Raw genomic sequence first — 25,787 nt, forward strand, 5'->3', positions numbered from 1 at the left:
CAACTGCACTTCGTCATTACAACCAGCGCAAAGCCACGGACGACGTGCCGATTGGCAGTGGCAGACGCGGTTTGTGGTCTATAGTTTTCTGCAGGTCCGGAATCCTTCAGTGCCGGCGATCAGGAACCACGGACGCCTCGCAGCGTTGCCGCGTCGGATACCCGCAGGCCGTCAGCAGTGAACAATGCAGGGAGCACATCATGGCGATCCAACGGGCGAGTGTACTGACGTCGGCCCAGGATGTTGCCCCTCGTGAAAACGCCTTGTCCGATGCGACGAGCGATCTGTTTCGGCGCCGCTTCGACCAGGTCAAGGAAGCCTACATTCTGTTCCCGCTGCTGGCGGTTCTCCTGCTGTCGGTCATCTGGGCGGGCACCCTGTACCTGATCAAGTTCGAACAGGCCCGCGCGCAGCAGGGCATTGCCGAGGCGAGCCTGGAAATCGGAGCCACCTACGAAGCGCAGATCCTACGGGCGGTGCGTGAAATCGATCAGACCCTCAAGCTCGTCAAGTACACCTACGAGTCCGAGCGCGAGCCAAACCCGCTGCCCAAGCTCAAGGCCCGCGCCTTGCTGCCTTCACCCTACTTGTTTGATGTCAGCGTGGTCGATGCCAGTGGCCTGGTCGTCGCCAGCACCCAGTCGAGCGAGGTCGGAAACCGGATCGCCAAGGATGAGCTGCAAACGGTGGGGCGTGACACTGCACTGTCGATCAGCCGCCCGTGGAAAAGCCCGGCGACGGGGGAGTGGAAGTTGCGTTTCAGTCGACGGCTCGACACGGGGGATGGCGCATTCGCCGGGATCGCCATGGTCGAAGTCGATGCGGCCTATTTCGTCAGCAGTTATGACACCTCCAAGCTTGGCAATCAGGGCTTGCTCGGTCTGCTGGGCATCGACGGTGTCTTTCGGGCACGGCGCAGCGGGGAAGCGATATCGGCGGGCGACGAGGTCGATTACGCCGTCGTGGTGCCAGACACTGAAAACGCTGAAGCCGTACGCTTGATCAACGGACCGGACGGTGTGCGGCGCTATATCAGCGCCCGTCAGCTCTACGATTTTCCGCTGGCGGTGATTGTCGGCTTATCCGAAGAAGAACAGCTGGCCACGGTGAAGCGGCAAGCGCGCACCTACCTCTGGCGGACCGCGGGCGGCAGCCTGTTGCTGGTGTTGTTGGCGGGGCTGCTTGCCCGGATGAGCTGGCAACTGCTGCAAAGCCGCCTGCGCGCTGGTGAAGCGAAAGTCGCCTACGCCGAAAATGTCGAGTACCTGGCCTATCACGACGGCCTTACGGCGTTGCCCAATCGCAGTCTGTTCAGCAAGCTGTTGAGCCGGAGCATTGGCGAGGCGAGTCGTTATCATCGGCAACTGGCGGTGCTGTTCCTGGATCTCGACCGCTTCAAGCAAGTCAACGATACGCTTGGGCACGATGCTGGCGATCAATTGCTCAAGGAGGTCGCGCTGCGACTCAAGGCGTGCCTGCGCACCAGCGATACGGTGGCCCGATTGGGCGGCGACGAATTCGTGATCCTGCTGCCGGAGCTGTCCGATGACAAGGACGTGGCAACCACTGCCCAGAAAATCCTGGGTGCCATTGCCCGGCCTTTCAACCTCCAGGGTCAGGAGTTCCGGGTGACCGCCAGCGTCGGCATCAGTGTTTTTCCACAGGATGGCCTGGACGAGCAGACACTCAAGAAAAACGCCGATATCGCGATGTACCAGGCCAAGCAACGCGGCAAGAACAACTTCCAGTTCTACTCCGCGAAGCTGAACGCGGACTCACTGGAACGGTTGACGCTGGAGCTGAGCTTGCGCCACGCCCTGGAGCGCCACGAGTTCCAGCTTCACTACCAGGCCAAGCGAGATATCGGCAGTGGCCGCATTACCGGCATGGAAGCGCTCCTGCGCTGGAATCATCCGGACCTGGGTATCGTGGCACCGATGCAGTTCATCCCCGTCGCGGAAGAGACCGGTTTGATCGTGCCGATCGGCAAGTGGGTACTCAAGACCGCCTGCCAGCAAAACATGGCCTGGCAGCAACAGGGATTGCCGCACCTGGGGGTCGCCGTGAACCTCACGGCACGGCAGTTTGCCGATGAGAACCTGCTTACGGACCTGGCTGAGATATTGGCCGAAACCGGTATGGATGCACGTCTGCTGGAGCTGGAGATCGCCGAGAGCCTGCTCATGCAGGACGTCAAGAGAGCGTTGAGCGTGTTGACCGGGCTCAAACACCTGAGGGTCCGCATCGCCATCGATGATTTCGGCATTGGCTATTCTTCGCTCTCTGCCCTCGAGCAGTTTCCGCTCGACGTCATCAAGATCGACCGCTCGTGTATTTGCGATACCAGCAGCGTGTCGGAGGACAAAGCCTTGACCGAGGCCATTATCGCCATGGGCCGGACCCTCAGCCTGACCGTGGTGGCCCAAGGCGTGGAAACCAAGGAGCAGGCCGATTTCCTGCGCGACAATGCCTGCGACGAATTCCAGGGGTTCTACTTCAACAAACCGGTTCCCGCCGATCAGTTCAAGGTGTTGCTGCAAGCCCAGGCGGCTGACACGGATCTCGATACGTAAAGGCCCGCGCTTATTGCGGGTCAAGCGGCAGCGCCCTGACGCTGCCGTCCACCTCCCGAGCATCGATATAGCCAATGGTGCCGGGGTTCTCTGCGACACGCTTCTTGACCTCCGAACTGCTTGAAACAGCCTGGGGCGGTTGGCCTCTGCCGGTAAAGATGATTTTCGACCAGTGCGCCTTGAGCTGGGAGGCGGACTTGCTTGTGAACGTTGTGTAGAACTCATCGCGGGTCGGCGAATCTTCCGTCAGGTCAATGGGAGTAGCCTGTCCGCCGTCGGGGAAACGACTGGTCTTGCCGAGGAAAATATCCGCCACCTGATTACGCGCGAGCGCTTTCACCGGGCTGGACGTGGCGACGACCACAACCACGTCGGCCTTGACGGCAGCGCTGGCTGCGCACATGGCGAGTCCCGCTACGGCGAATCCGATGAGCCTCACAAACCACATGTCCCGCTCCATCAGAATACAAAATCGACAGCTAGGCTGATGACGTTGAATGAGCCCCCAGGCTCGAAGTCCGGTTGGGGGTTGATCAACGGACCGACCGAGTTACCCTTGAAACGTGTGTGATCGTATTGCAGCTTGGCGTCCATGTTCTTGGTGAAATCCCAGCGCACGCCCAGGGAAAGGGTCTGCTGGCCTTCGTTGGAGCCCAGGACAGAGTTGAGCGCACCATTGAGCTGCGCGGCGGCACCCGCCAGCTCCGGTGGCAAGGCCGATGTCGTCAAGCCCGGGCTGGAGACTTCTGTTTCGGTCTTGGACCGAGCGTAGGTGGCATAGGGGGTGAACGCTTCAATGCGGTACCCGCCGCTGATGTACCAGGCGCTGGTCCTGCCGAGGCCAGAACGGCTATCCAGACGCCCCCATTCGCTCATGACGAACCAATCACCCGGATCATAGCTGGCGCCTACTCCAAAGAATTCGACGGGCGTGTGATCGGAGTCGTAGCGATCGGCGATGGCGATGCCTTCTGCACCAAACTCCCTGAACGTATCGAAGAGTGAGTTGAACTGCTCCAGGGTCAGGTCGGCTTTCATGAAGGTGATGCGCGTGGTCAGGACGCCGAACTCAGTGGTGTTGGTGATCCCCCAGAAATTTCTCGCCAGTGCTTTGCCGGCACCGTCAGGCAGTCGGCTGTCGGTCTGACCGTAGTGAGCCTGCACGGTATCGGTGATTTCATCGATATGAAACCGGTAGCTGCCATCGATGCCGTCGCTGCTGGAAATCGGCATCAGGCTGTAGACCTCCATGGGCGCCCGCACCCAGGGCAGGGTATAGCCCACCTTTTGAGTGTCGGAGACCAGGAAAGTCGGCAATACGGTACGGCCAATGCGTGCGTTGAAGTCCGGCGTGAACTGGTACTTGATGTTGGCCCACTCGACAAAGGGCCGGTAGCTGTTGTCGTAGCGCTGCTCTGAAATGACCTGCACCACGGCCGACAGCTGCGGGGTGAACGTAGCGGTCAGTTGGGCACCGATCAGGCTGTCGACGTCGGCGCTCCAGTTGCGTGAATGACCTGCGCCGTTGGGTTTGAAGATACTGGAGGTGAAGTCGGCTTTTTTCTCGCTGGAGTGGACGATCCCCACCGTGCCGAAGCTGCTCAGCGAGAACATCGACGTATCGGCTGTGTCGGCGCTGGCGCCGCCGGCATACAGCGTCATGACGGCCAGGGCCAGGGTATTGGGTCTTGTCGCCATAGGGTCAACGTGACCTCGTTGCATGGATCGCCATTCGTCTGTTCCTTGTAACGTTGGCTGAAGCTGCGTGAAACCACCGAAGCGTAGCCTAGATCGCCAATTTGAGCGTAAAGGTCGCCCCCGTTCCCGGGCCTTCGCTGTGGGCCTCCAGCGAACCACCCATCTCCATGGCCGCCAGGACGCAGCTGTGCAGACCAAAACCATGACCATCCTTGCGCGTGGTAAAGCCGTGGGCAAAGATCCGTGTCAGGTTCTCGGGCGCGATGCCTTCGCCATTGTCGATGACCTTGATCACCAGGGTGTCTCCTGGGTGCATCTCACTCTGAAGAATGATTTGATGGGCAAGCTCCGGCTTGTCATCCATCGCCCTGCTGGCGTTTTTTATCAAGTTGACCAGGATCAGCAGCACCCGGTGCTTGTCCAACAGCAGCAAGGGCGTTTCGGCAAAGTTTCGCACCACGGTTATCTGGCGCGCCGCGATGATGCCGGCGTTCATGCGCAGGGCATCCTCGATCAGTTCCTTAATCTGCACGGTTTCGGCAATGGTGGAGGTGCCCGCATACGATTGCTGGGCGGAAACGATTTCCTTGATATGGTCAACGCTTTTAGTCAGTTGGCCGAGTTCCTCGGTCATGCTCTGTTGCTCGACCGCCAGCGCGTCCACCAGTTGGTTCAGGTAGCCGGGCAGCAGCTTGCCTTTTTCGTCGTGGGAGATGAAGTCGCCGAGGTCCTCGGCATGCTCGTTCATCATTTGCACCGCCTTGCCGAGCCCCAAGGCCTTGCTGGTACGCAGCTTGCGGGTGACCAGGTCGGCGGAGATATTCACGCTGTTGAGCACATTGCCCACGTTGTGCAGGACGTTAGTGGCGATTTCGGCCATGCCGGCCTGGCGGGCGGCCGCGGCCAGTTGCGTCTGGGCTTCGGCGGCGCGCAAACGGCTCTGCGCCAGTTGCCAGCTCATCCGGGCGAGCAGGCCCACCAACAACACCAGCACCAGGCTGCCGCCCGCGGCGCGCCAGAGATAGGTGCGCGCTTGCTGGTTCACCGCGGCCAGTTGCTCTTGCTCGGACAAGCCGACAATCACCGCCAACGGAAAGTCGTAGAGCTGGCGGGCACTGGTGTAGCGCCGCACCCCGTCCCATCCATTGACCGAGAGTACGGCCTCGGTGTTTTCGGCGTCCGGCACCACGGCGCTGTAATCGACCGTATCGCCGGCCAGTACCGTTTCCCCGGTGCGCCGTACGCGGAAGATGCCGTCGGTGCCAAGGAGCCCGAGCGCACCCTGGTCGCCGAGTTTCGAGGCGTCGTAGCTGCTGACGAAGTAGGCGGCATCGACCTCGACCCTGGCGATCCCGGAAAGCCCGCCATCCGCGGCGTCGAGTCGCCGACTGAAGCGCAAGCGCCATTCCCCGGTGACAGGGCTTTTCCACGGGTGGCTGATGGACAGTGAGTCGCTATGGCGCAGCGTTTGTTGCTCATCCGGGTCCGCGATATTTTCCCGGTCGTTGGTCCGCGTGCTTGCCACGAGCCTGCCGTCCGGGTTGACCACACTGACGTCAAACACCAAGGCCGGCGGCAACAAGGCCCGCTCCTGGAGACGGCGCAAGGGATTGGGCTCACCCTCAGCTTCGTAGGTGTATTTGACCAACTTGAGGGTTTGATCGATTTCGTGAATGGCGCGCAACATTTGCGCTTCGTAGGTGGCGCCCATCTCCAGGCTTGCCGTCGCGGCGCTCTGCTGCGCGCGGGCGTGTTCAACCTTGATCAGGTACAGGGTCGCGGCCCAGATGGCCAGCAACAGCAGCGCGGCCAGCAATGGGAACAGAATGTAGGCTTCCTTGGCCTGGTCGAAGCCGAACCGAAACACGCCGGCCTCGGTATCGCCATCCATCGCTGGATGATGGGCAGGGCCAGGGGCCAACCTCAGTGTCTCAGGCCGCTGGATCGGCATGGTGTGCTCCCTGCATTATTCACTACCGAAGGCTGGTGGGCATCCGACATGGTTACGGCTCGAGGGGGTGTTGCTCCTATGGCCCGAGCGAAACTCTGGATCTGTCAGGAACTATAGACCACAAAACCTGCATGCCAATGTACAAAGGGGGGCGATTGACGGGGATACTGAGGACTTTGTGACGAGGGGGTTTTGTGGGAGCAAGGCTTGCCCGCGATGAAGGTGACGTGGCCCTCCTGAAGTCGAGTCGACTCCATCGCGGGCAAGCCTTGCTCCCACAACTCCGCCCGCCACAGGTTATTCAGCGTTTGCTCTATTGGGCTCACACCGCTTGTTTGACCTTGCGATGCACCCACTGCGCCTCGTCCCGCAATTCAAGGACTTGCCAATGGAAGTGCTCCAGGGAGGCGCTGTGCCCGACACTGATCAGGATCGTGTCCGGCAGCGTTTGCTTGAGCAGTTGATAGCAGCGCGCTTCGTTTGCCGCATCCAGCGCCGAGCTGCTCTCGTCGAGAAACAGCACCGTAGGGCGGGTCAGCAGGGCCCTGACGAATGCACAGCGTTGCTGTTCGCCGACGCTGAGGGTCTGCGCCCAGTCCCGTTCCTCCTCCAACTGATCGGCCAGGTGTTGCAGGCCGACTTGCTCCATGATCTGGCGCAGCGCCGCATCTTCTTCGCGACGGGGCGGTTTGGGATACCACAGCGCCTCGCGCAGGCTGCCCAACGGCAGGTAGGGTTTTTGCGAAAGTGTCAGGGCGCGCTCACGGTCATAACAACTTGAACCGCGAGCGTGATGCCAAAGCCCGGTAATCGTGCGGATCAGCGTCGATTTGCCGTAGCCGGACGGCGCGCTGATCATCAGGCTGTCGCCGGGCTTGAGGGAAAGGTTGAAGCCTTTGAACAATGGCCGGCCGTTCGGCAGCCAGATGTCCAGGTCCTTGATGTCGAGGCCGCTGGCCTGTTGCTCGTGCCTGACCTGGGACTTGACCTCGACGTTATCCAGGCGCTCCTGGAAACCGACCAGCCGGTCGATCACCGACTTCCATTCCGACAGCTCCGGGAACACGCTCACCAGGTAGGCGATGGCCGCGTGCACTTCGCCGAAGGCCGCGCTTATCTGGGTCAGGCGGCCGAGGGGAAAGGCGCCGGCAAAGAACTGTGGGGCCATGATGAACATCGGGATGACCGTCGCGCTGCGCAAGTAGAAGGTCGAGTAGCCCATGATCAACTTCTGTTTCTTCACCAGCGCCCAGAAGTTCTCCAGCGCCGCCTCCAGGCGACGGTTGAAGCGTTCGTTCTCCACGACTTCACCCCGGTATTGCGCCACCGAATCAGCATTCTCCCGCAGGCGGATGAGCGAGAAGCGAAAATCCGCCTCACGCCGCTGTTGCATGAAATTGAGGCTGGGTAGCGCGCGGCCCAGCCAGAAGGCCAGGCCGGTGCCCGCCAGCGCATACACCAGGGCGACCCACACCAGCAGCCCCGGAATGACCACCGATTGGTCGTTGAACGGCACGCTGACAAGGCTGGAGGCCTGCCAGAGGATATGCAGGAAGGAAAACAGCGACACCACCGACGTCAACAGGCCCAGGCTCAACTTCAGCGACTTGACGATAAACAAGTCGATGTCCTCGGCGATCCGCTGATCAGGATTGTCGACGTCGGTTTCGGTCAGTTTCAGCTTCTGGTAGCGCTGGCTGCCCAGCCATTGATCGAGCATGTTGCGGGTCGCCCAGCGCCGCCAGCGGATGGTCAGCTTTTGCTGGAAGTGGAATGCGCCCACGGTAAAGGCGGCCGTGCCGATCTGCAGCAGGATGAATTGCAGGCTGCCGATCAGGAAACCGTGATAGTCCAAGGCCTGCAAGGCGTTATAGAAGTGCAGGTTCCAGAAATTGGTGAGGATATTGACGCCAACCAGGCACAGGGTCATCAGCACGGTGGCCAACAGCAGCAACAGGGCCGGGTACTTTTCCTCGGAGGCCCAGAAAGGCCGCGCGAGACGCCAGAAATTGCGAAGTGTGTGCATGTGGTCTTGGTAAGCCTGGTCGCTAACGACGTTGAGTTTGCAAGGGCGGGAGGATAGGATCAGCCAATGCTAATCGTTTGCATTAATTAGGGAAAGCCACGGGAGCCCCGCTATCGAATTTCCAGAATGGCTTAACCAGGCCTGGCCGCCGATACAGCGGGTTATCCGGCAGGCACCTGGCGACCAGCCTGCCATCGCGTTGAGCCAGCTTGCCGACCCTGCCGTACTGCAACCCTTGCTGAGCCGGTTTGCCCTGCGTTACCCGGGGGTGAACCGCGCCGCCGTGGTCTCGCAGTGGTCGATGAACTACATGAGTATTGTCCTGCCGGCCACCCTGGCCTGCGTGCTGACGCGTCATTGCGCCATCGAGTTCTGGGGCGAAGACGCGCTGCTGCTGCACGACGACGGTCAACCTGCGGCGCTGGGCCTGGCCACCGGGCTGTCGGCCTTGGGTGCGGATGATCGTGCCGCGTACTGGTCGCGATTGATCCACGAGCACCTGGCGCCGCTGTTCAGCACCTTGGCCGCCGCTGGTGGCCTGGCTCCGAAGATATTGTGGGGCAACTTCGTCGCCATCTGGGATGGCGCGTTCGCCAGGCTGGACCCGGACCTGTCCAGGGACGGCTTCGCCGAGGCGCACCAGTGGCTGGAACACGTCACGGTGAACAACGGACGCTTGAAGCTGCGAGGCCTGCAACGCATGGTCGAATCACCGGCGCCGCAGATTTGCCCGTGCTTGCCCCTGCGCCGGCATTGCTGCCTGCATTACCAGCTGCATGAGCCGGTCGAAGGCCAACCGCCAGTGCTCTGCGAATCCTGCCCCAAGCTGCACCGCCTGCCGGTGGCGGAGCAGGTGAGCTACCTGCGTTACATCTATGAGTAGGGGGGAGCGCGTCGTTTTCTTTTGGGTGGGTTGGACTGGGTTGGATTGGATTGGGTGCATATCCGTTGCTGCGGTAACGGCTGCTTAGGGTTCCGCCCTGACGGCGGCTCACTTTTGAAAAGCGCAAAAGTAAAACGCTTTTGCCCCACCACTTGGCACCTCGCTTCGGCTCGGTGTGCCCTCACTCCGGCATTGCTCCGTGGGCCGCCGCGAAGGGCCATCCTTGGCCGCGGCTATCCCGGCATCCATGCCGGGATACCCACTGCGCAATGCCTGCGTTCGGCCATCGTGGTTAACGGGGCGCCGAGATCAACGTCCACCGCGAGGCGGCCTAACAGCCGACCTGGTTCTCCCGGTCATACACCCATCAGAACTGTGGGAGCAAAGCTTGCTCGCGATGGCGGTGGCTCAGTCGCATGGATGTTGGGTTTGCTGGCCTCATCGCGAGCAAGCTTTGCTCCCACAGGTGATCTTGGGTGTTCATGAGTTCTGTGTTCACTGCGGCCCATTGTGGGAGCGAGCCTGCTCGCGATAGCCGTGGCGCAGTCACATAGATGCTGGACATGCCCCGCTTTTGCTTTGCTTTGCTTTGCTTTAGATCTTGATCTGAGAGCCCCGTTAAACCACGCTGGCCGGCGTGAGGGCATGCCGAGCCCTAGCGAGGCACCGAGTGGTGGGGCAAAGCGTTTTTGGTTACTTTTGGCTGGTCCGGCTCCCGGCTCTTCCAAAAGTGACCCGCCGTCAGGGCGGAACCGCCAGCTGCCGTTACCGCAGCAACGGATATACACACCATCCGTCCGGAAAAAAGGCGAGTAGCTTTATCAAAAAAACGACGCTTTCCATTTCTGAAAGAAGCGCCGTAAGTGAACAGCATTACCCACAATGTTCAGGGTTTCCTCAAGACAGCATTTCGGCCACGGGCATCGCATCAGCCTGCGGGGCGACTTCGCTGAGCTTGCCATGTTCGATGCGTATCAGCCGGTCGGCCAGGCCGAAGTAGGCGTCGTCATGGGAGATGACGATCAGTAATTTACCGCGCTTGCGCAGGTCCGGCAGGATCCGGGTGTAGAAAAAGTGCTTGAACACCGGGTCCTGGTCGGCGGCCCATTCGTCGAACAGATAGCAGGGACGATCATCCAGGTACGCACTGAGCAGCGCCAGGCGCTTGCGTTGCCCGGTGGACAGCGCCAGCGTCGTCAGCTTGCCTTCCTCGATTTTCACCTTGTGGTCCAGTTGCAAGTGCACCAGGTAGTCCTGGGCCTGTTTCACCAGGTGTGGATCGTCGCCATCGAACAGGTTTTCGAACAGGCAGAAGTCGGTAAAGATCGCCGAGAAGTGCTGTCGGTAATGGTGGTTGTCATTGCTCGAAGACACTTGCTCGTCGAGCATGATGTCGCCGCTTTCCGGCCGGTATAGCCCGGTCAGCAACAAGGCCAGGGTGGTCTTGCCGCTGCCGTTGCCGCCGGTGATGAACACCACTTCGCCGGCATTGAGGGAGAGGTCGATGGGGCCCAGGGTGAAATGACCGTCCTCGCGCTCGCGGTAATAGGTGTGGGTGACCTGGCGGCACACCAGGCTGCGAACCTGGGTTGGCGAGATCGTGTCGAGGGCCTCGCCGACGGTTTGCATCTCGCCTTCCAGGGCGCGGATCTTGTTCAGCGCCACGCTGGCCCGGCCGAGGGTCGGCAAGGCGTGCATCAGTTCCGACAGCGGCGTGATCATGTAGAGGATCGCCAGGATATAGCCGGTGACCAGGCTCACGCCCAGCTCGATGAAGTGCGGCGCGGCGAACAGCACCACGCCGATCAGCATGTAGAACACCGCATTGCCCCAGTTCAGGACCAGGGCGTAGATGCTCATGCCCCGGACAAAATCGCGGCGATATTGCTGGCTCACCGGTATCAGCAGGCGGGTGAAGAAGTGCTGCCGGCGCGGATGGTTGAGTTGCAGTTCCTTGCTGCCATCGGTGAGCAGGCGGTATTGATTGAACAACTGGTCCTTGAGCTCGCGAGCGCGGGAAATCGAGGTCAGTGCCCGGCGTTGCGGCCAGTGAAAGCTCAGGCTGCCGAGGGCGATCAGCAGCAGCGTCAGGCCCAGCAGCGGCATGCTGAGCCAGCCCAGGTAGCCCAGGCATGCGACGATGATCCCGACGTTGACCAGCAGGATCGGCACCAACTCCACCGCTTGGCTGATGGTTTGCGTATCGTCGGTGAGCATTGCCAGCAGGCGATGTTTGCCCAGGCGCTGCAATTGCGCGTAGGGCGTGTCGATCAGCTTGGCGCTCAGGTGCAGGCGCATGTCGTTGACCGCGGCCTGGCCCAGGCGTAGCAGGCTGATGTCGGAGACTATCCGCGACACCGCGACCAACACCACCAGGCCGGCGAAGAGCACGCCATCCACTGGGCGCAGCTTATCGAACACCTCCAGGCTGTGGTTGATGTTGGCGATCAGGCCGGCCGCTGCGAGGCCGCAGGTCAGCCCCGTCAGGGTCGCCACCAGCAGTGCGCGCCATGAGCGTTTAGCCATGAGTAACAACAGATCCATTTCAAACCGCTCCGTGTGTAGCAATGGCCGTGAGGCGCGCCGCCAATTGTTCATGCAAGGCGCGTTGCTCCAGGATGGTGAGGTGTTGTGCGGCGATGACCTCGCGGGTCAACGGCCCGCTGCTCAAGCGTTCCCACTGCGGGTCGGCGAAGTCAGGCTGGGCGAGGGTGTCGCTGGCCCACCAGACATGCACCGGGCAACTTAGCCGGGCAGGCTGGAAAGTCGCCAGCAGATGCTGCGTATGTTGCTGGTAGCGCAGCCGCATTTGCAAATGCTCCCAACTGTCGCCATCGAGTTGCAGGCCTTGTTGCCGTGCCCACTGGACCAGTTCCGGCAGGCGTGCCGCTGGAGGCAGGGCGTCCAGTTGCGCCAGCAAAGCGGCCATGATCGGCGGCGGCAACTGGCGCAACACTGCCTGGCTGTCCGGTGTCACTGCTTGGGAAGCCGATTCCAGCAGTGCTTCGACACTGTCTTCCGGCGCCTGACGCTGGTATTGCGAGTCGATGATACCGAGAAACGCCACTTCTTCACCCTGGCCTTCCAGGCGAGCGGCCGCGGCAATCGCCAGCAGGCCGCCGAGGGAAAAGCCCAGCAGGTGATAAGGCCCTTGCGGTTGCTGCTGGCGCAGGTGTTCGACATAAAGCGCGCCGAGGCTCTCGATATCGCCGCCCAGCGCTGTGCTGTCGTCGCTCAGGTACGCCGCCTGCAAGCCCCACAGATGCCAGCCCGAAAGCGGCGCCAGCAGCGTGCGGTAATCCTGCACGTGACCGGTGGATGGGTGGAAGCAGAACAGGTTGGCGGCCTCAACGGTGTTGGGCGCCGACAGCCGGACCAGCGGCGAGAGCTTGAGCTCGGCCTGTACCAGCGCCGCAAACGCCGAGACGCTCGGGGCGTTGAACACCGCATTGACCGTCACCGGTGCCGACAGCGCGGTCTGCAAGCGACTGGCAAGGGTCACTGCTGCCAGGGAGTGGCCGCCCAGCTCGAAGAAGTCATCGTCGATGCCCACCCGCTCCAGGCCCAGCACCTGCGCCCAGACGTCGGCGAGCAGGGCTTCCATCGGTGTGCGCGGCAAGGCGCTGCCGACCGTGTCGAGGACTTTATCAGCCCATTGCTGCAGGGTCTTGCGGTCGAGCTTGCCGTTGCCCATCAGTGGCAATGCTTCGACGATCCGCAGGGTGGGCAGCATGTAGTCTGGCAAGCAATCCTGGGCCTGGCCGTGCAGCCGGGCGACCGTGGTCGAATGCCCAGGCGCCAGGGTCATGAACGCGAACAGTTGCTGGCCGAGCTCGCCCCGAGGGATGCATTCCACGGCAGCCTGGGCTACACCGGGAAGGCCGGTCAGCTGCGCCTGGATCTCGTCGAGTTCCACACGGAAACCGCGGATTTTCACCTGGCGGTCTGCGCGTCCGGTGATTTCCAGGCTGCCGTCATGGCGATAGCGGGCCAGGTCGCCGGTGCGATAGAGGCGTTCGCCAGGCAGTTGCGCCAGTTCGATAAAACGCCCAGTGCTTTGTTCTGTGTCCAGATAACCGCGGGCCAGTTGCGGGCCGGCGATATACAGCTCGGCGCTCTGGCCGGGGGCGGCCAGCGCTTGCTGCTCGTCGAGCAGGTACAGGCGCATGCCGTCGAGACGGTCGCTCAGCGGCAGGCGGCGATAATCCATGGTCGGCTCGGCTTTGTGCATCACCACGCCAACGGTGGTTTCGGTCGGGCCGTAATGGTTGAAGACCACCAGCGTCGGCGAGAGGTCGCGAATGCTTTGCAACAGGCGCCGCGAACAGCTTTCGCCACCGAGGATCAATTGCTTGCGTGGCAACACGGCAGCGCTTTGGGCGTGAATCAACCAGGCGTCGAGCAACGACGGCACGATCTTCAGGTGGTCGATCGGGTATCGCGCCTGCCAGGCAGCCCAGGCCTGGGCGTCCATCGCCGTTTCCTTGTCCAGCAAGTGCAATTCGCCGCCGCTGAGCAGTGCCGGGAACAGCAACGTGTAGCCCAGGTCGGCCGCCAGGGAAGTCACCACCGCGCTGCGTTCGCCGGGCGCCAGCGCCAGGCGGCGGGACACGCTGGCGACATAACTGGCCAGCTGCCGATGCTCGACGATAACGCCTTTAGGCGTGCCGGTGCTGCCGGAGGTGAACAGCACGTAAGCCGCGTCCTGGGATTGGATCTCGACATCGACTGGCGTGGTGGGTGCTTGCTGCCAGGTCGCTTCATCCCGCAGGTCGAGGCTGCCGATGGCGGGCAACGCAGGGGCGCTGCCGGCCGAACCACTCAGGATGAAGACCGGCTGCGCCTGTTGCAGGATGGCCAGGGAGCGCTGTGCCGGCTGATGCACGTCCAGGGGAATGAACGCCGCGCCGCTCTTGAGCACGGCGAGCATGGCCAGGACCATCTGCGACGAGCGATCCAGGTACAAGGCGACGCGGTCTTCGCGACCCACGCCTTGAGCGCGCAGGTAACGCGCCAGTTGGCTGCTGCGGGCCTGCAATTGGGCGTAGCTCAGTGGCCCGCTGTGGTCGCGCAGGGCCAAGTGCTCGGGGAACTGCGCGGCACACGCATCGAAGCTCGCCGGCACGCTGGTAAACGGCAGCGCCGCGACGTCGACTGGCGCCTGCAGGGCGGCCAGCGTCGCGGTGAAACTCGGCGACTGCAATGACAGCTCGGCCAAGGGCTTGCCCGGGTTGGTGAGGGCGTCGAGCAGCAGCGATTGGAACTGCTCCAGCAAGACCAGGGCGGCTTGTTCGCTGTAGCGGCTCGGCAGGTGGCAGAGGTTCAAGCGATAGCCGCCAGCGATGGTTTCGGCCACCAGCAGCAGCTCCATGCCCGCGGGGATGGCCTGTGCGTCCAGCACGGTGAGCGTCGATGCCAGGTTGCCCAAGGTGTCGAGCCGATCGGGCAACTGCCCACCCCACTGGAAACCGTACTGCGAGGCGTCGCCCGGCTGTGCAGCGCTGACGCCGCAGTATTCCTGCCATTCCGTGGCTTGCTCGCAGAGCACCTGCAGGTTCGCCAGCGCCTGGGCAAAATGGCTGTCCGCCGCCGGTTGCCAGCGCAGGGGCAGGGGCTTGGCGAACAAGCCCCAGCAGTCGGCGAGTTCTTCATAGTCGTCGCGGCAATCGTGGACCCAGTTCAAGGTCAGTGCGGGGCTGTCGCCAGTACTCAGGCGCTGCAACAGCACGCCCCAGGCCGTCATCAAGACCTGCTCGGGCGATGCGTCGTGACGCTGGCAAAAGCTGTCCAGGGCCATGCTCACCGACGGGTTGGCGTCCAGGCGAGTGGTGACCGGGGCGTCCGGGCGGTCGCTGCGTACCTGGCGGTAGAGCAATTCGCTGGCGGCCGGCTCGTCCAGGGCCTGGCTGGCCCAGAAGCGTCGGCCAGGCTCGGCGTCTTCATCGGCCTGCAATTCGTAGAGCCAGGCGCTGTACTGGGTATAGGTCATGGCCTCGTCATCCACCGATGGCGCATCGGTCGAGCCCAATGCCTGCGCCAGGCGCAGCAAGGTTCCGCGATCGGCGCTCAGTGCCGGCAATTGCAGCGTCACCCGGTGGCGATCGGCGCCGATTGCTTGCACCTCGACGTTGAAGGCGTTCGCGGCCATGACGGTGGATTCGATCACTTGCAATGGCATCAATAAGCCAGGCTCAGGCCGCACCCGCAGGCGCAAGGCCTCGTGGCAGGCGCTCAGGGCGACGAGTCGTTGCTGCAGACGTTCCAGGGCCAACGGACCTTTTATTTCCAGTTCCAGGCGCGCTGCTGGCAACCCCGCCAACCACTGGCTGCGTTGTTGGGGCGAGAGGGCGAAGGCTTCTTCACGTTTTTCGAAGGCGCTCATGCCTGCACCTCCGCAGCCGGCGACGGCTGCGCTTCGGGCAGGCAGCCGGTCAATTGTTCACGGCGCATCATCTGGCCCATGGCAACGCAGATCTTGCGCTCGCCCTCGAAGGGGTCCCGGGCATGGGCCACCAACATATTGTCCAGCATCACCATGTCACCCTTTTGCCAACTGAAACGTACTGCGCAGTCTTCATAAGCTTCGCCGATCACTTGCATCACCGCGTCTTCGATCACGCTGCCGTCGCCGTAGTACACGTTGCGGGGCAGGTGCCCGGGGCCGAACAGGCTGATCAGGTTGCTGCGCACTTCCGGCTCCAGGCAGGCGGTGTGGTGCAGTTGCACCTGGTTGAAGAACGACAGTTCACCGGTCTCGGGATGCGCGACGATGGCCGAGCAATGCTGGGCGATCCGCAGGTTGTCGGTCCCCAGCCATTCCCAGCGCATGCCCGACGCCAGGCATTGGCGCTCGACTTCCTCGCGCTGTTCGGTCTTGAAGAAGTCCTGCCAGCGAACATCCAGCTTGTCGGTGAAGTGCCGCACATAAAGCAGCCCCAGGGCCTTGAAGCGAGCGACGATGTCCTCGGGCAAGCGCGCCAACACCTGCCGGCAATCGACGATGGGCGTGCAGCCGCCGCGCGGTGCCGGCGTTTCGCAATAGAACCACTGCTTGCGTGGCCACTGCGGCAGATGGGAGCTCTCGTTGTGGAAGAGAATCATGTGCTGTTCCGGGTACGGCGTGGAGTGGTAGATGTTCTTGCCCGAGGTGTTTTTCGGCAGGTCGCCGTAGGTCCCGTAGAGGTCGGGTTCGATGGCCTGGGCGAATTGTTCGAAAGCGCCAGCGTCCGGCAGGTTGAAACCCCGGAACAGCAGGCCACCGTGGGTCAACAACTGGGCATTGATCCATTCCCGGGCTTGCAGCGCCCAGTGCACCGGGTCCAGGTCGCCGAGCAACGGCTCGATCACCAATGGCAAGGCCTGCCCGGCGTTGAGGGTGCGGGTACGGACCTGCTCGTGGGCCACCTGGCTCACGGCGGTAGCGCGGGTCTGCTTGAGCTTGCTCAGTTTCGACTGCTTGCGCGCGCTGCGGGCCGAGGCCTCGTCGAGCGACGAATCGGCCTGGGACGGCGTGCTGGCGTTGCCGCCCTCAAGGCGCCACGACCAATGCTCCAGCGCTTGGCCTGCGTCCGAGAGGATCTGCTCCAGCAGGCTCTCGAAGCCTTGTTCGAGGCGCTGGACGGTCTGCGCCTGCAGCACGCTGGTGCGATACACCCAGCGCACGTTCAGGCCTTGTTCCTCGTCCTCTTCGACGAACACAGCGAGGTCGAACTTGCTGCTTTCCTGGGGCGATACCAAGTGCTCCACCTCAAGGTCCGGCAGGCTGGCATTGCCGCTGGGTGTGTTCTGCATGACGAACAGCACCTGGACCAGTGGGTTGACCCCCGGCGTACGCGGCGGCTGCAACTCCTCGACCAGTTTGTCGAACGGCACCTGCTGGTGCTGGAACGCCGACAGGCAATCCTCGCGCAAGCGTTGCAGGCGGACGTCAAAGGTTTCGCCTTCGCTCAGGCGGGCACGGATCGGCAACACGTTGACGAAGAAGCCGATGAGGTGTTCCAGGGCCGGATGTTCGCGGTTGGCCAGGTCGGTGCCGACGATAAAATCGTTGGCCCCGGTGGCGCGCTGCAACAGGCTGTTGAAGGCATTGAGCAAGACCATGAACAGCGTCGCCCGTTGCGCTTGCGCATAGGCCTTGAGCACCTGCGTCTGGGCCGCGGTGAAGCGTTGCTCCAGCGCCGCGCCCTGGTAGTCGGGGCGCGTCGGGCGTGGCTGGTCAAGCGGCAGCGGGATCAGCGTTGGCGCGCCGTCGAGCTGGCGGCGCCAGTAGTCGATGGCCCGTGCCAGCAGGCGCTGTTGCGCTTCGCTGCGTTGCCAGTAGGCATAGTCGGCGAACTGGATCGGCAGCACCGGCAGCACCGGTGTCGAGCCGCTGGTACGGGCCTGGTACCCGACGATCAGCTCCTGCATCAGGATGCCCATGGACCAGGCGTCGGTGGCGATGTGATGCAGCACCAGTTGCAGCACATGATCATCGGCACCCAGGCGCAGCAGGTTGGCGCGCAGCATTGGTGCCTGTTGCAGATCGAACGGGCGAGCGGCCTGTTCAGAGATCAGGCGTTGCAGGGTTGGCGCCTGCTGCTTGCTGTCGAGGTGACTCAGCTCGGTCGGCGTCAAGTCCACCACAGGCGCCGGGCTGATGACCTGGCAAGGCTGGTCGCCGTGGAGGTGGAACGCCGTGCGCAAGGATTCATGGCGCTCGAAGACTGCCTGCAACGCCGCTTGCAGCGCCGCGATGTCCAGCGCGCCACGCAGCCTGACGGTGGTGGTCATGTTGTAGGCGGCGCTGGGGCCTTCGAAGCGATCCAGGAACCACAACCGTTGCTGGCTGTAGGACAGCGGCAACGGCTGGTTGCGCGGCGCCAGGGTCATCTCGCTGTCGCTGTCGGCTTCGGTCTGGGCGTTGCGCTGCTGATCGACCGCTTCGGCCAATTGTTCGAGGGTGCCGCGCTCGAACAGCGTGCGCAGTGGCAGGTTCACGTTCAACCGTCGACGAATCCGCGACAACACCTGGGTGGCCAGCAGCGAGTGACCGCCGATGGCGAAGAAGTCGTCATGCACACCGACATCGTCCAGGCCAAGGATTTCCTGCCAGAGTTCGGCGAGCACTGTCTCGGTTGGCGTACGCGGTGCGATGCCTTGCGCCTGCGCTGTCTCGTCCTGGGGCACATCCAGGGCGGCGAGGGCGCGGCGGTCGACCTTGCCATTGGCGTTCAGCGGCAATTGCGCAAGGGCCAGCCAACGGGCCGGGACCATGTAGCTTGCCAGTTGCTGGCCCAGGTAAGCGCTCAAGACCTGTTGCGCGGACTCACCGCCCAGGTCGACCGCTTCGTCGAGCACATACCAGGCCACCAGTTGCAACGCACCGCGGGCGTCGGGCAGCGCCAGCACCGCCGCGCTGTCCACCGCCGGGTGTTGCATCAGGCGGTTTTCGATCTCGCCCAGTTCGATGCGGTGGCCACGGATCTTCACTTGCTGGTCGCGACGGCCGAGGTACTCGATCACGCCGTCGGCGCGCATCCGGCCGATGTCACCGCTGCGATACAGGCGCGCATCGGCCTGGAACGGGTGCGGCACAAAGGCTTCGCGGGTACGTTGCGGGTCGCGCAGGTAGCCGCGACCTACGCCGACACCGCCGATGCACAACTCGCCGGGTACGCCGATGGGGACCATGCGCAGCGCCGAGTCGAGGACGAACACCTGGTTATTGGCGGTCGGCTTGCCGATGGGCATGTGCAGGCAGTCGTCGGCCGGGGCTTGGGTGATGGGGTAGAAGGCGACGTCGTCCGAGCATTCGGCGGGTCCGTAGGCGTTCATCAACGGGATGGCCGGGAAGCGTGCGAACCAGTCCCGCGCCAGGGCCGGTGGCAATGCCTCACCGGTAGGCAGGAGCCAGCGCAGGCTCGCCAGGCTGTGGTGCGCCTGGCTTTCCTGGAGCATGCCGCGAATCAGCGCCGGTACGGTTTCCAGCAGCGTCAGCTGCTGTTCTTGAACCGCATCGAGCAAGGCTACAGGGTCGTGGGCCTGGGCATCGGGAAGAATGTGCACGGTGGCGCCGAACAGCGGTGCGGCGAGGAATTGCCACACACTGATATCGAACGCCGCCGAAGCCGTCTGGGCAATCCGGTCGTGCTCACCCAGGCCCAGGCTCGGGACCTTGCCGAACATGTTGTTGAGCATGCCGCGTTGTTCGACCATCACACCTTTGGGCGTGCCGGTGGAACCGGAGGTGAAGATCACGTAGGCCAGTTGATCCGGGTTGTGCACATAGCTGACCGGCGGCTGTTCGCGGCCTTGCCAGAGTGCCTGGGCGATCAGGCAGGTGGGTTGCTGGCGCATCTGCGGCAGGACGTTGTCCAGTGCCGAGGTCGCGTGCTCGCACACCAGCAACAGCGGCGCTTCGCCCAGGTCCAGCAGCTCCGCCAGGCGGGCGTGAGGCTGTTGGATATCCAACGTCTGGAACGCGGCGCCGGCCTTGAGCGTGGCGATCATCATCGTCAGCAAGGCCAGGCCACGCTCAGCGAACAGCGCCACCAGGGTTTCCGGGCCGGCCCCGGCGGCTTGCAACGCATGGGCGATGGCGTTGGCGCGGCGATCCAGTTCGGCGTAGGTCAGCGATTGTCCCTGGCATACCGCGGCGAGGTGTTGCGGGCGGCTGCGCACTTGTTCGGCGAACAGCGCCGCATAGCCGCGCTCCAGCGGGAAGTCGACGTCGCTGCGGTAGCAGTCGATCTGCAACTGCCGGCGTTCCGACTCAGGCAGCATGTGCAGGCTGCCCAGGGGCGCCTGCGGTGTCTCCAGCATGTTCGAAAGCAGCTGCACCAGGTGCCCGAGCATGCGCTGCACGGTGTCAGTGCTGAAACGCATGCTGTCGTAGGACAAGCGAATGCCCAGGCGGTCGCCGGGGTACAACACCACCGTCATCGGGAAGTTGGTGTGCACTCGGTCTTCGTAGATGTCGATGCTGAAGGCATCCAGTTGCACGCTGCTGATATCCAGTGGCGCGTTCTCGAACACCACCAGGCTGTCGAACAATTGCTGGCCGCGCGGCACCTGGCTGCAACGCTGAATGTCCACCAGCGACGCGCTTTCGTGTTCGCGCAATTGCGCGTTGTGGGACAGCAGCGCCTGCAACCAGTCGGCCACTGGCGCTTGTGGGTCGACATCGATGCGCAGTGGCAAGCTGTTGATGAACAGCCCGACCATTTCTTCTACACCGGCGAGGTCAGTCGGGCGGCCGGCGACGGTCACGCCGAACAGCACGTCGCGGTTGCCGCTGTAGCGCGACAGCAACAGCGCCCAGGCGCCCTGAATCCAGGTGTTGGGGGTCAGTTGGTATTGCTGGCATAGCTGCTGCAGACGCTGGGTCTGGGCGATGCTCAGGGTCTGGTCGAAGTCGCCGACCTGTTCCGGGCCGGCTGCGGGGCTGTCCACATGCAGTGGCGTCGGCTCGCTGAAACCGGCCATTTCGGCTTGCCAGAACGCGTGTGCGGCGGCCATGTCATGGCGTTCCAGCCAGCTCATGTAGCCGCGGAACGAGCGCAAGCGCGGACGGGCCACAGGTTCCTGGCGCACGATGGCCTGGTAGATCGCCAGCAGGTCTTCCATCAGCAGGCCAAAGCACCAGGCGTCGGTCAGGATGTGATGGAAGCTGCGCACCACGGCGAAGCGTCGCTCGTCGAGTTGGAACACCCGCAGGTGGGTCAGTGGCGCAGCGGCCATGTCGAAACCTTGCAGGCGTTGTGCTTCGAGGGCCTGGTCCATGGCCAGGCGCTGCTGTTCTTCGTCGAGATGACGCAGGTCCTGCCAGTCGAACGCCCTGTGGGTCTGGCGGTACACGCATTGCAGCGGCTCATGGTCGTCCTGCCACCAGAAGGCGGTCCGCATCATCGGATGGCGCTCGAGGAACAACTGCCACGCAGCTTCCATCGCCGGGCGTTGCAATACCCCGTCCCAGCTGTAGCGTTGTTGCATCAGGTAGATGCCGCTGTGGGGTTGCAACAGCGTGTGCAGGAGCATGCCTTGTTGCATCGACGACAACGGGTAGACGTCTTCGATGTTCAACCAGTCCAGCGGCTCGGCCGCCAGGGTCGCCGCTTGCTTGTGGCACAGTGGAAACGCCTGGCTGGCAGGGCGCAGGTCCGGTGTGGCGACGAGTCCGGCGAGTTCGCTCAAGCGTTGAGCAAGGCGCGGTGCCCAGTCGGCGGCGAGGGTGCCCTGGCTGCGCAGGTGCAGGCAGTCATCCTGCCACCAGGCGTCCAGGGTCAGTGGGCAAGGCGAAGCCGTCGATGGGCTTGCGGCTTCGACCTGGGCCAGGATGCCGCGCTCTTCGCGATGGCTGTCGAGGTTGCCCAGCCAGCGAATGGCGACCGAGGCCGTCGGCAGGTCACGCAGCGGTTCTTGCAGGTAGGTGTTGTCCGACAGGTAGCGCAGGGCGCCATAGTCGACGCCGTGTTGCGGGTAGGCGCGCATCTGCGTGGCCAGTGCCTGCAAGCGTTGCAGCAGGCTGTCGCCTTCGGGCTGAAGGAAATAAGGCACCGCCAGTGCCAAGGGCCCGATGATGCGTGCCGGGTCGAGGTCGGCCACGGCAATCGGCGCTGCGACCGGCAAGCGCTCGACACTCGGTCGGGCGCCGTGCACGCTCAGCGCGATCAGGCCATTGCCGCACAGTTCACGGTACTGTTCGGCCACGGCTGCGGCCAACAGGCTATTCCAGTCCAGTTGCAGCACTTCGCCCAGGCGCTTGAGTTCGCCTGAGGTGGCGGCCGCCAGGGTCTGTTCGATCACGCTGACCGGCTGCTGGCTGTCAGGCAGTTGCAGCGGTTCCAGACCGGCGTATTGCAGCCAGTGCTCCCAGGCGTCGTCCAGGGCATCGCCCTGTGCGTGAGCTTGCTGGTGCCGTGTCCACTGGGTGAAGTCACCACCGGCGTAGGACAGGCGCACCGGCCGCTGATAACGCAGTTGCGCCAAGGCCAGGTTGAGGTCAGTCAGCAGCAGCGACCAGGAGGCTTCGTCCAGGCACAGCGGATGAGCGGCCAGCAGCAGGGCGTGCTTGCCGCCCACTTCCAGCAAGCTGGCGTGCAGGGTTTGGCCGGCGTCCAAGTCCAGCGCATCGACACCGGCCTGGGCCAGGGCTTGCAGTTGCGCCGGGGCGCAGGTCTCCAGTTTTTCGGTGGTGATGACCGGGGCCTTGGTCGCGACCAGCACCCGTTGCTGCCACTCGCCCTCCGGCAGGGCCTTGAGCGCCAGGCGCAAGGCCTGGTGGTGTTGCTGCAAGGCGCCGATGGCCTGGCTCAGCAGCTCGCTGTCGATCGCCTGGGTCAGCGCCACGCAACGCCAAGTCGCGTGCAACGGCCCTTGTTGCAAGCGCGCCAGTTGACCGGCGGCCAGCGGCAGTTCATAGCCATCGGCAATGTCTTGTGCCACACCCTGGCTGGCATCGGCGCCCAGCACCCGGGCGATGTCGGCGATGGTGCGGTTTTCGAAGAGCTGGCGGGGCGTGAGTTTCAGCCCTTGCTGGTTGGCGCGGGCGATGATCTGCAAGTTGATGATCGAGTCGCCGCCCAGGGCGAAGAAGTTGTCATGCACGCCGACACGCTCAAGCTTCAGCACCTCCTGCCAGATGGCGGCCAGTTGCGCTTCGACTTCATTGCGCGGGGCAACGTGGGTGGCGCTGTCGTCCGTGGGCTTTTGCGGGAGCGGCAGGCGCTGGACATCGACCTTGCCGTTACGGGTCAGGGGCAATTCGTCGAGGGTGATGAAGTGCGCCGGCACCATGTAGTCCGGCACCCGCGCTGCGAGGTCGTTACGCAGTTTCGTGGCGGACAGCGACTGGCTGGCGACCAGGTAGGCCACCAGGCGCAGGCTGCCGTCCAGTTCCACGGCGCGGACCAGCGCCTGTTCGATCAGCGGCGACAGGCGTTTGAGCTGCGCCTCGACTTCGCCCAGCTCCAGGCGGTTGCCACGGATCTTGACCTGGCTGTCGACCCGACCGAGGAACGCCAATTGGCCGTCCACTTGCCAGCGCACGCGGTCGCCCGTGCGGTACCAGCGTTGTTGATCCGCGTCGAGGTGGAAGCGCTCGGCGGTCAGGTCCGGGCGGTGCAGGTAACCCCGGGCCAGGGCGCCGTTGATCAGCAGCTCACCGGACACCCCGGTGGGCACCAGCCGACCGTTGGCATCCACCACTTGCAATCGGCGGTTCGGCAGCGGCCGGCCGAGGGCGATGCTGTGCAGGCCTGCCGGCAGTTCGGTGGCAATCGCCCCGACTGTCGCTTCACTCGGCCCATAGTGGTTGAACACCCTGAGCCCTGGGGCCAGGCGGTTGACCTGCTCCAGCAGCGCCGGGCTGAGGGCGTCGCCACCGAAGACCAGCAGGGCGCGCGGCAACAGGCGGGCGTCGGGAAGCGCCTGCAACAGACCGGCCAGGTGGCTTGGGGTGATCTTCAGCACATCCACCGGGTGTTGCTCGAAGAGTTCGGCCAGCGCCAGGGGGCTGAAGCCGCTGTCTTCATCCACCAGCAGCAGGCTGGCGCCGCTGCACAGGGCGCCGAACAGCTGGGTGTGGCCGAGGTCGGCGGCGATGCTCGACAGCAAGCCGTAACGGGCCGCCAGCGGTGGGTTGAGTACCGCGTGCACCGCCGTCAGGTAATCGACGATGGACTGGTGCTCGACCACCACACCCTTGGGGGTGCCGGTGGAGCCCGAGGTGTAGATCACGTAGGCGGCGTCAGTCGGGCTGTGGGCCACGGTCGGTGGCATGTCTGGCTGGGAGGCGATGGTCTCGGCCTGTTCCGCCAGCCACAGCGTCGGCGTGTGCTCGGCCAGGCCCTTGAGCAGGGGCGAGGCGGCCGCGCCGATCAGCAGCGCGGCGCGGCTGTCCACCAGCACATCGGCCAGGCGTCCGGCGGGTTGTTTGAGGTCCAGCGGCAGATAGGCGGCGCCGGCCTTGAGGGTGGCCAGCAGGGCAATCACGAACTCGGCGCTGCGCTCCAGGGCCAGCGCCACGACGCTGTCGTGGCCGATGCCCTGGGCGCGCAAATACTGGCTGAGGCGATTGGCCTGCTGGTCCAGTTCACGGTAGGTCAGGGCGACCTGACGGTCGCGGACCGCCAGGTGTTCCGGGTGAGCGGCCACCTGTTGTTCGAAACGCTGGTGCAGGCACGCCTCAGGCACCGGCAGCTGCACGCCGCGACCCTGCACGAGCAGTTGCTGGCGTTCTTCAGGGCTCAGCCATTCAAGCTCGTTGACCCGGCACTGCGCTTGTGCCGTCATCGCCAACAGGATGGCGCGCAATTGTGCCGACAACACCGCGACCTCTGCGTCGCTGAAGCGACTGCGGTCGTAGCTGATCAGGTAGTGCAGTTGTTTGTCCGGCACCACGATCAGCGATAGCGGGAAGTGGTTGCGGCCTTGGGTGAGGGTAATGCCATCGACCTGCTGGTCGTTGCTCGGGGCACTGAAGCTCAAGCCACCGGTGTCCTGGTTGAGCGCGTCGGTGACCGGGAAGTTCTCGAACACCAGGATCGAGTCGAACAGCGCCTGTTCGGCAGCGATGCGCGTCATCGACTTGAGCTTGCCCAGCGGCAGGTAGGCGTGGTGACGCAGATCACTGTTGGTTTGCTGCAAGTGTTGCAGCCAGGTCACCAGCGTCGGCTCGTCAGCCCATTGCACACGCAGCGGCAATGTATTGATGAACAGCCCGACGGTGCTGTCCACTGCCGCCAGGCTCTCCGGACGTCCGGCGACGGTGACGCCATAGACCACGTCGTCACGCCCGGCGTGTTGGCCCAGCAGCAGTGCCCAGGCGCCCTGGATCAGCGTATTGATGGTCAGATCGTTCTGGCGGGCGAAGTGCGCCAGCTGCTCGGTTTCGCTGGCTGCCAGCAGACTTTCCCGTTCGGCGAACGGCGCTCCTGCCGGTGCTGCCTGGCGTACGGCGAAGGTGGGCAGCGGGGTCGGCTCGCTGACGTCCTGCAACTGCTCGCGCCAGAAGCCTTCGGTGGCGACCATGTCCTGTTCCGCCAGCCAGGCGATGTAATCGCGATAAGGGCGGGTCGGCGCCAGGTGGGCGGGGCGGCCATGGGCTTGTTCGTAGTACAGCGCCAGCCACTCCTGGACGGCGATGCCGACGCTCCAGCCGTCCATGAGGATGTGATGGAAGGTCCAGATCAGGTGCCAGCGCTCGGGGGCCAGGCGCACCAGGCACACGCGCATCAGCGGCGAGTCATTCAGCTCCAGGGGTTGCGCCCGCTGCTCCAGCGCCAACTGTTCCAGCGCAGCCTGTGGCTCGGCGCGGTCTTGCCAGTCCAGTTCGGTCAGGGGCAGGGCGACTTCCTGTTGCACCACCTGATAGGCATCGTCCAGTTCTTCCCAGAGAAACGCACTGCGCAGCACCGCGTGGCGCTGCATCAGCGCCTGCCAGGCAGCGCGAAACGCGTTCAGTTGCAGCGGGCCGTTCATGTCCAGGCTCAATTGTTGGTAATAAACCCGCGAATCCGGTTCATAGACGCTGTGGAACAACAGGCCGTGCTGGGTCGGCGAAAGGGAGTAGATGTCTTCGATGTTGTTCATGCTTGCTTGGTCCATTTCAAAGTCTTGAAAACTCAAGTGAGTCGATCAAGGCGCCGCATCGGTCTGAGACCTGCGGCGCCGCAT

Annotated in this window: 9 protein-coding genes; 2 read left to right on the forward strand and 7 right to left on the reverse strand. The window is 63.6% G+C overall.

Annotation, left to right across the window (positions count from 1 at the left end; all coding sequences use genetic code 11):
* The first annotated feature begins 200 nt into the window (after positions 1 to 200).
* The gene (locus KI235_RS13040; RefSeq protein WP_003200877.1) at positions 201 to 2,573 is read left to right on the forward strand and encodes an EAL domain-containing protein; all 2,373 of its coding nucleotides are present in this window, start codon (positions 201 to 203) and stop codon (positions 2,571 to 2,573) included.
* A 10-nt stretch (positions 2,574 to 2,583) separates the two neighbouring features.
* Here the strand turns inward: KI235_RS13040 and KI235_RS13045 are convergent, their stop codons facing one another.
* From KI235_RS13045 to KI235_RS13060, 4 genes are all read right to left on the reverse strand, one after another.
* On the reverse strand, positions 2,584 to 3,021 hold the full coding sequence (locus KI235_RS13045; RefSeq protein ID WP_038859030.1) for a substrate-binding domain-containing protein: 438 nt from the start codon (positions 3,019 to 3,021) through the stop codon (positions 2,584 to 2,586).
* Positions 3,022 to 3,032: 11 nt separating this feature from the next.
* Positions 3,033 to 4,271: a porin gene (locus KI235_RS13050; RefSeq protein WP_212795783.1), complete on the reverse strand. Its 1,239-nt coding sequence runs from the start codon at positions 4,269 to 4,271 to the stop codon at positions 3,033 to 3,035.
* 88 nt (positions 4,272 to 4,359) lie between these two features.
* Positions 4,360 to 6,222 carry an ATP-binding protein gene (locus KI235_RS13055; protein WP_028236527.1) on the reverse strand — a complete coding sequence of 621 codons (1,863 nt, stop codon included), beginning with the start codon at positions 6,220 to 6,222 and terminating at the stop codon, positions 4,360 to 4,362.
* A gap of 322 nt (positions 6,223 to 6,544) precedes the next feature.
* Entirely contained in the window at positions 6,545 to 8,248 is a 1,704-nt protein-coding gene (locus KI235_RS13060; RefSeq protein WP_003200886.1) for an ABC transporter ATP-binding protein/permease, read from the reverse strand.
* A 199-nt stretch (positions 8,249 to 8,447) separates the two neighbouring features.
* Between KI235_RS13060 and fhuF the strand changes: the two genes are divergently transcribed.
* Complete coding sequence (gene fhuF, locus KI235_RS13065; protein WP_013693066.1) at positions 8,448 to 9,131, forward strand: siderophore-iron reductase FhuF; 684 nt, start codon at positions 8,448 to 8,450, stop codon at positions 9,129 to 9,131.
* A gap of 897 nt (positions 9,132 to 10,028) precedes the next feature.
* Here fhuF and KI235_RS13070 read toward each other — a convergent pair.
* Genes KI235_RS13070 through KI235_RS13080 form a run of 3 tightly spaced genes read right to left on the reverse strand, consistent with a single transcriptional unit; the run spans position 10,029 to position 25,703 of the window.
* Positions 10,029 to 11,675, reverse strand: coding sequence for a cyclic peptide export ABC transporter (locus KI235_RS13070; RefSeq protein ID WP_212795784.1), 1,647 nt, complete (start codon positions 11,673 to 11,675; stop codon positions 10,029 to 10,031).
* A 1-nt stretch (position 11,676) separates the two neighbouring features.
* The gene (locus tag KI235_RS13075) at positions 11,677 to 15,513 is read right to left on the reverse strand and encodes a non-ribosomal peptide synthetase (protein ID WP_212795785.1); all 3,837 of its coding nucleotides are present in this window, start codon (positions 15,511 to 15,513) and stop codon (positions 11,677 to 11,679) included.
* The gene (locus KI235_RS13080) at positions 15,510 to 25,703 is read right to left on the reverse strand and encodes a non-ribosomal peptide synthetase (protein WP_212795786.1); all 10,194 of its coding nucleotides are present in this window, start codon (positions 25,701 to 25,703) and stop codon (positions 15,510 to 15,512) included. The genes KI235_RS13075 and KI235_RS13080 overlap by 4 nt, the downstream gene beginning before the upstream one ends.
* Positions 25,704 to 25,787 lie beyond the last annotated feature (84 nt).

Origin of the sequence: Pseudomonas sp. St386 (genome assembly GCF_018325865.1) — a bacterium.
Lineage (GTDB): Bacteria > Pseudomonadota > Gammaproteobacteria > Pseudomonadales > Pseudomonadaceae > Aquipseudomonas > Aquipseudomonas brassicacearum.

What these genes read in the sequence shown, in the direction of transcription:
- KI235_RS13070 (WP_212795784.1), bottom strand. Translation starts at nt 11,675, where the DNA reads ATGGATCTGTTGTTACTCATGGCTAAACGCTCATGGCGCGCACTGCTG.
- KI235_RS13055 (WP_028236527.1), bottom strand. Translation starts at nt 6,222, where the DNA reads ATGCCGATCCAGCGGCCTGAGACACTGAGGTTGGCCCCTGGCCCTGCC.
- KI235_RS13080 (WP_212795786.1), bottom strand. Translation starts at nt 25,703, where the DNA reads ATGAACAACATCGAAGACATCTACTCCCTTTCGCCGACCCAGCACGGC.
- KI235_RS13050 (WP_212795783.1), bottom strand. Translation starts at nt 4,271, where the DNA reads ATGGCGACAAGACCCAATACCCTGGCCCTGGCCGTCATGACGCTGTAT.
- KI235_RS13040 (WP_003200877.1), top strand. Translation starts at nt 201, where the DNA reads ATGGCGATCCAACGGGCGAGTGTACTGACGTCGGCCCAGGATGTTGCC.
- KI235_RS13075 (WP_212795785.1), bottom strand. Translation starts at nt 15,513, where the DNA reads ATGAGCGCCTTCGAAAAACGTGAAGAAGCCTTCGCCCTCTCGCCCCAA.
- KI235_RS13045 (WP_038859030.1), bottom strand. Translation starts at nt 3,021, where the DNA reads ATGTGGTTTGTGAGGCTCATCGGATTCGCCGTAGCGGGACTCGCCATG.
- KI235_RS13060 (WP_003200886.1), bottom strand. Translation starts at nt 8,248, where the DNA reads ATGCACACACTTCGCAATTTCTGGCGTCTCGCGCGGCCTTTCTGGGCC.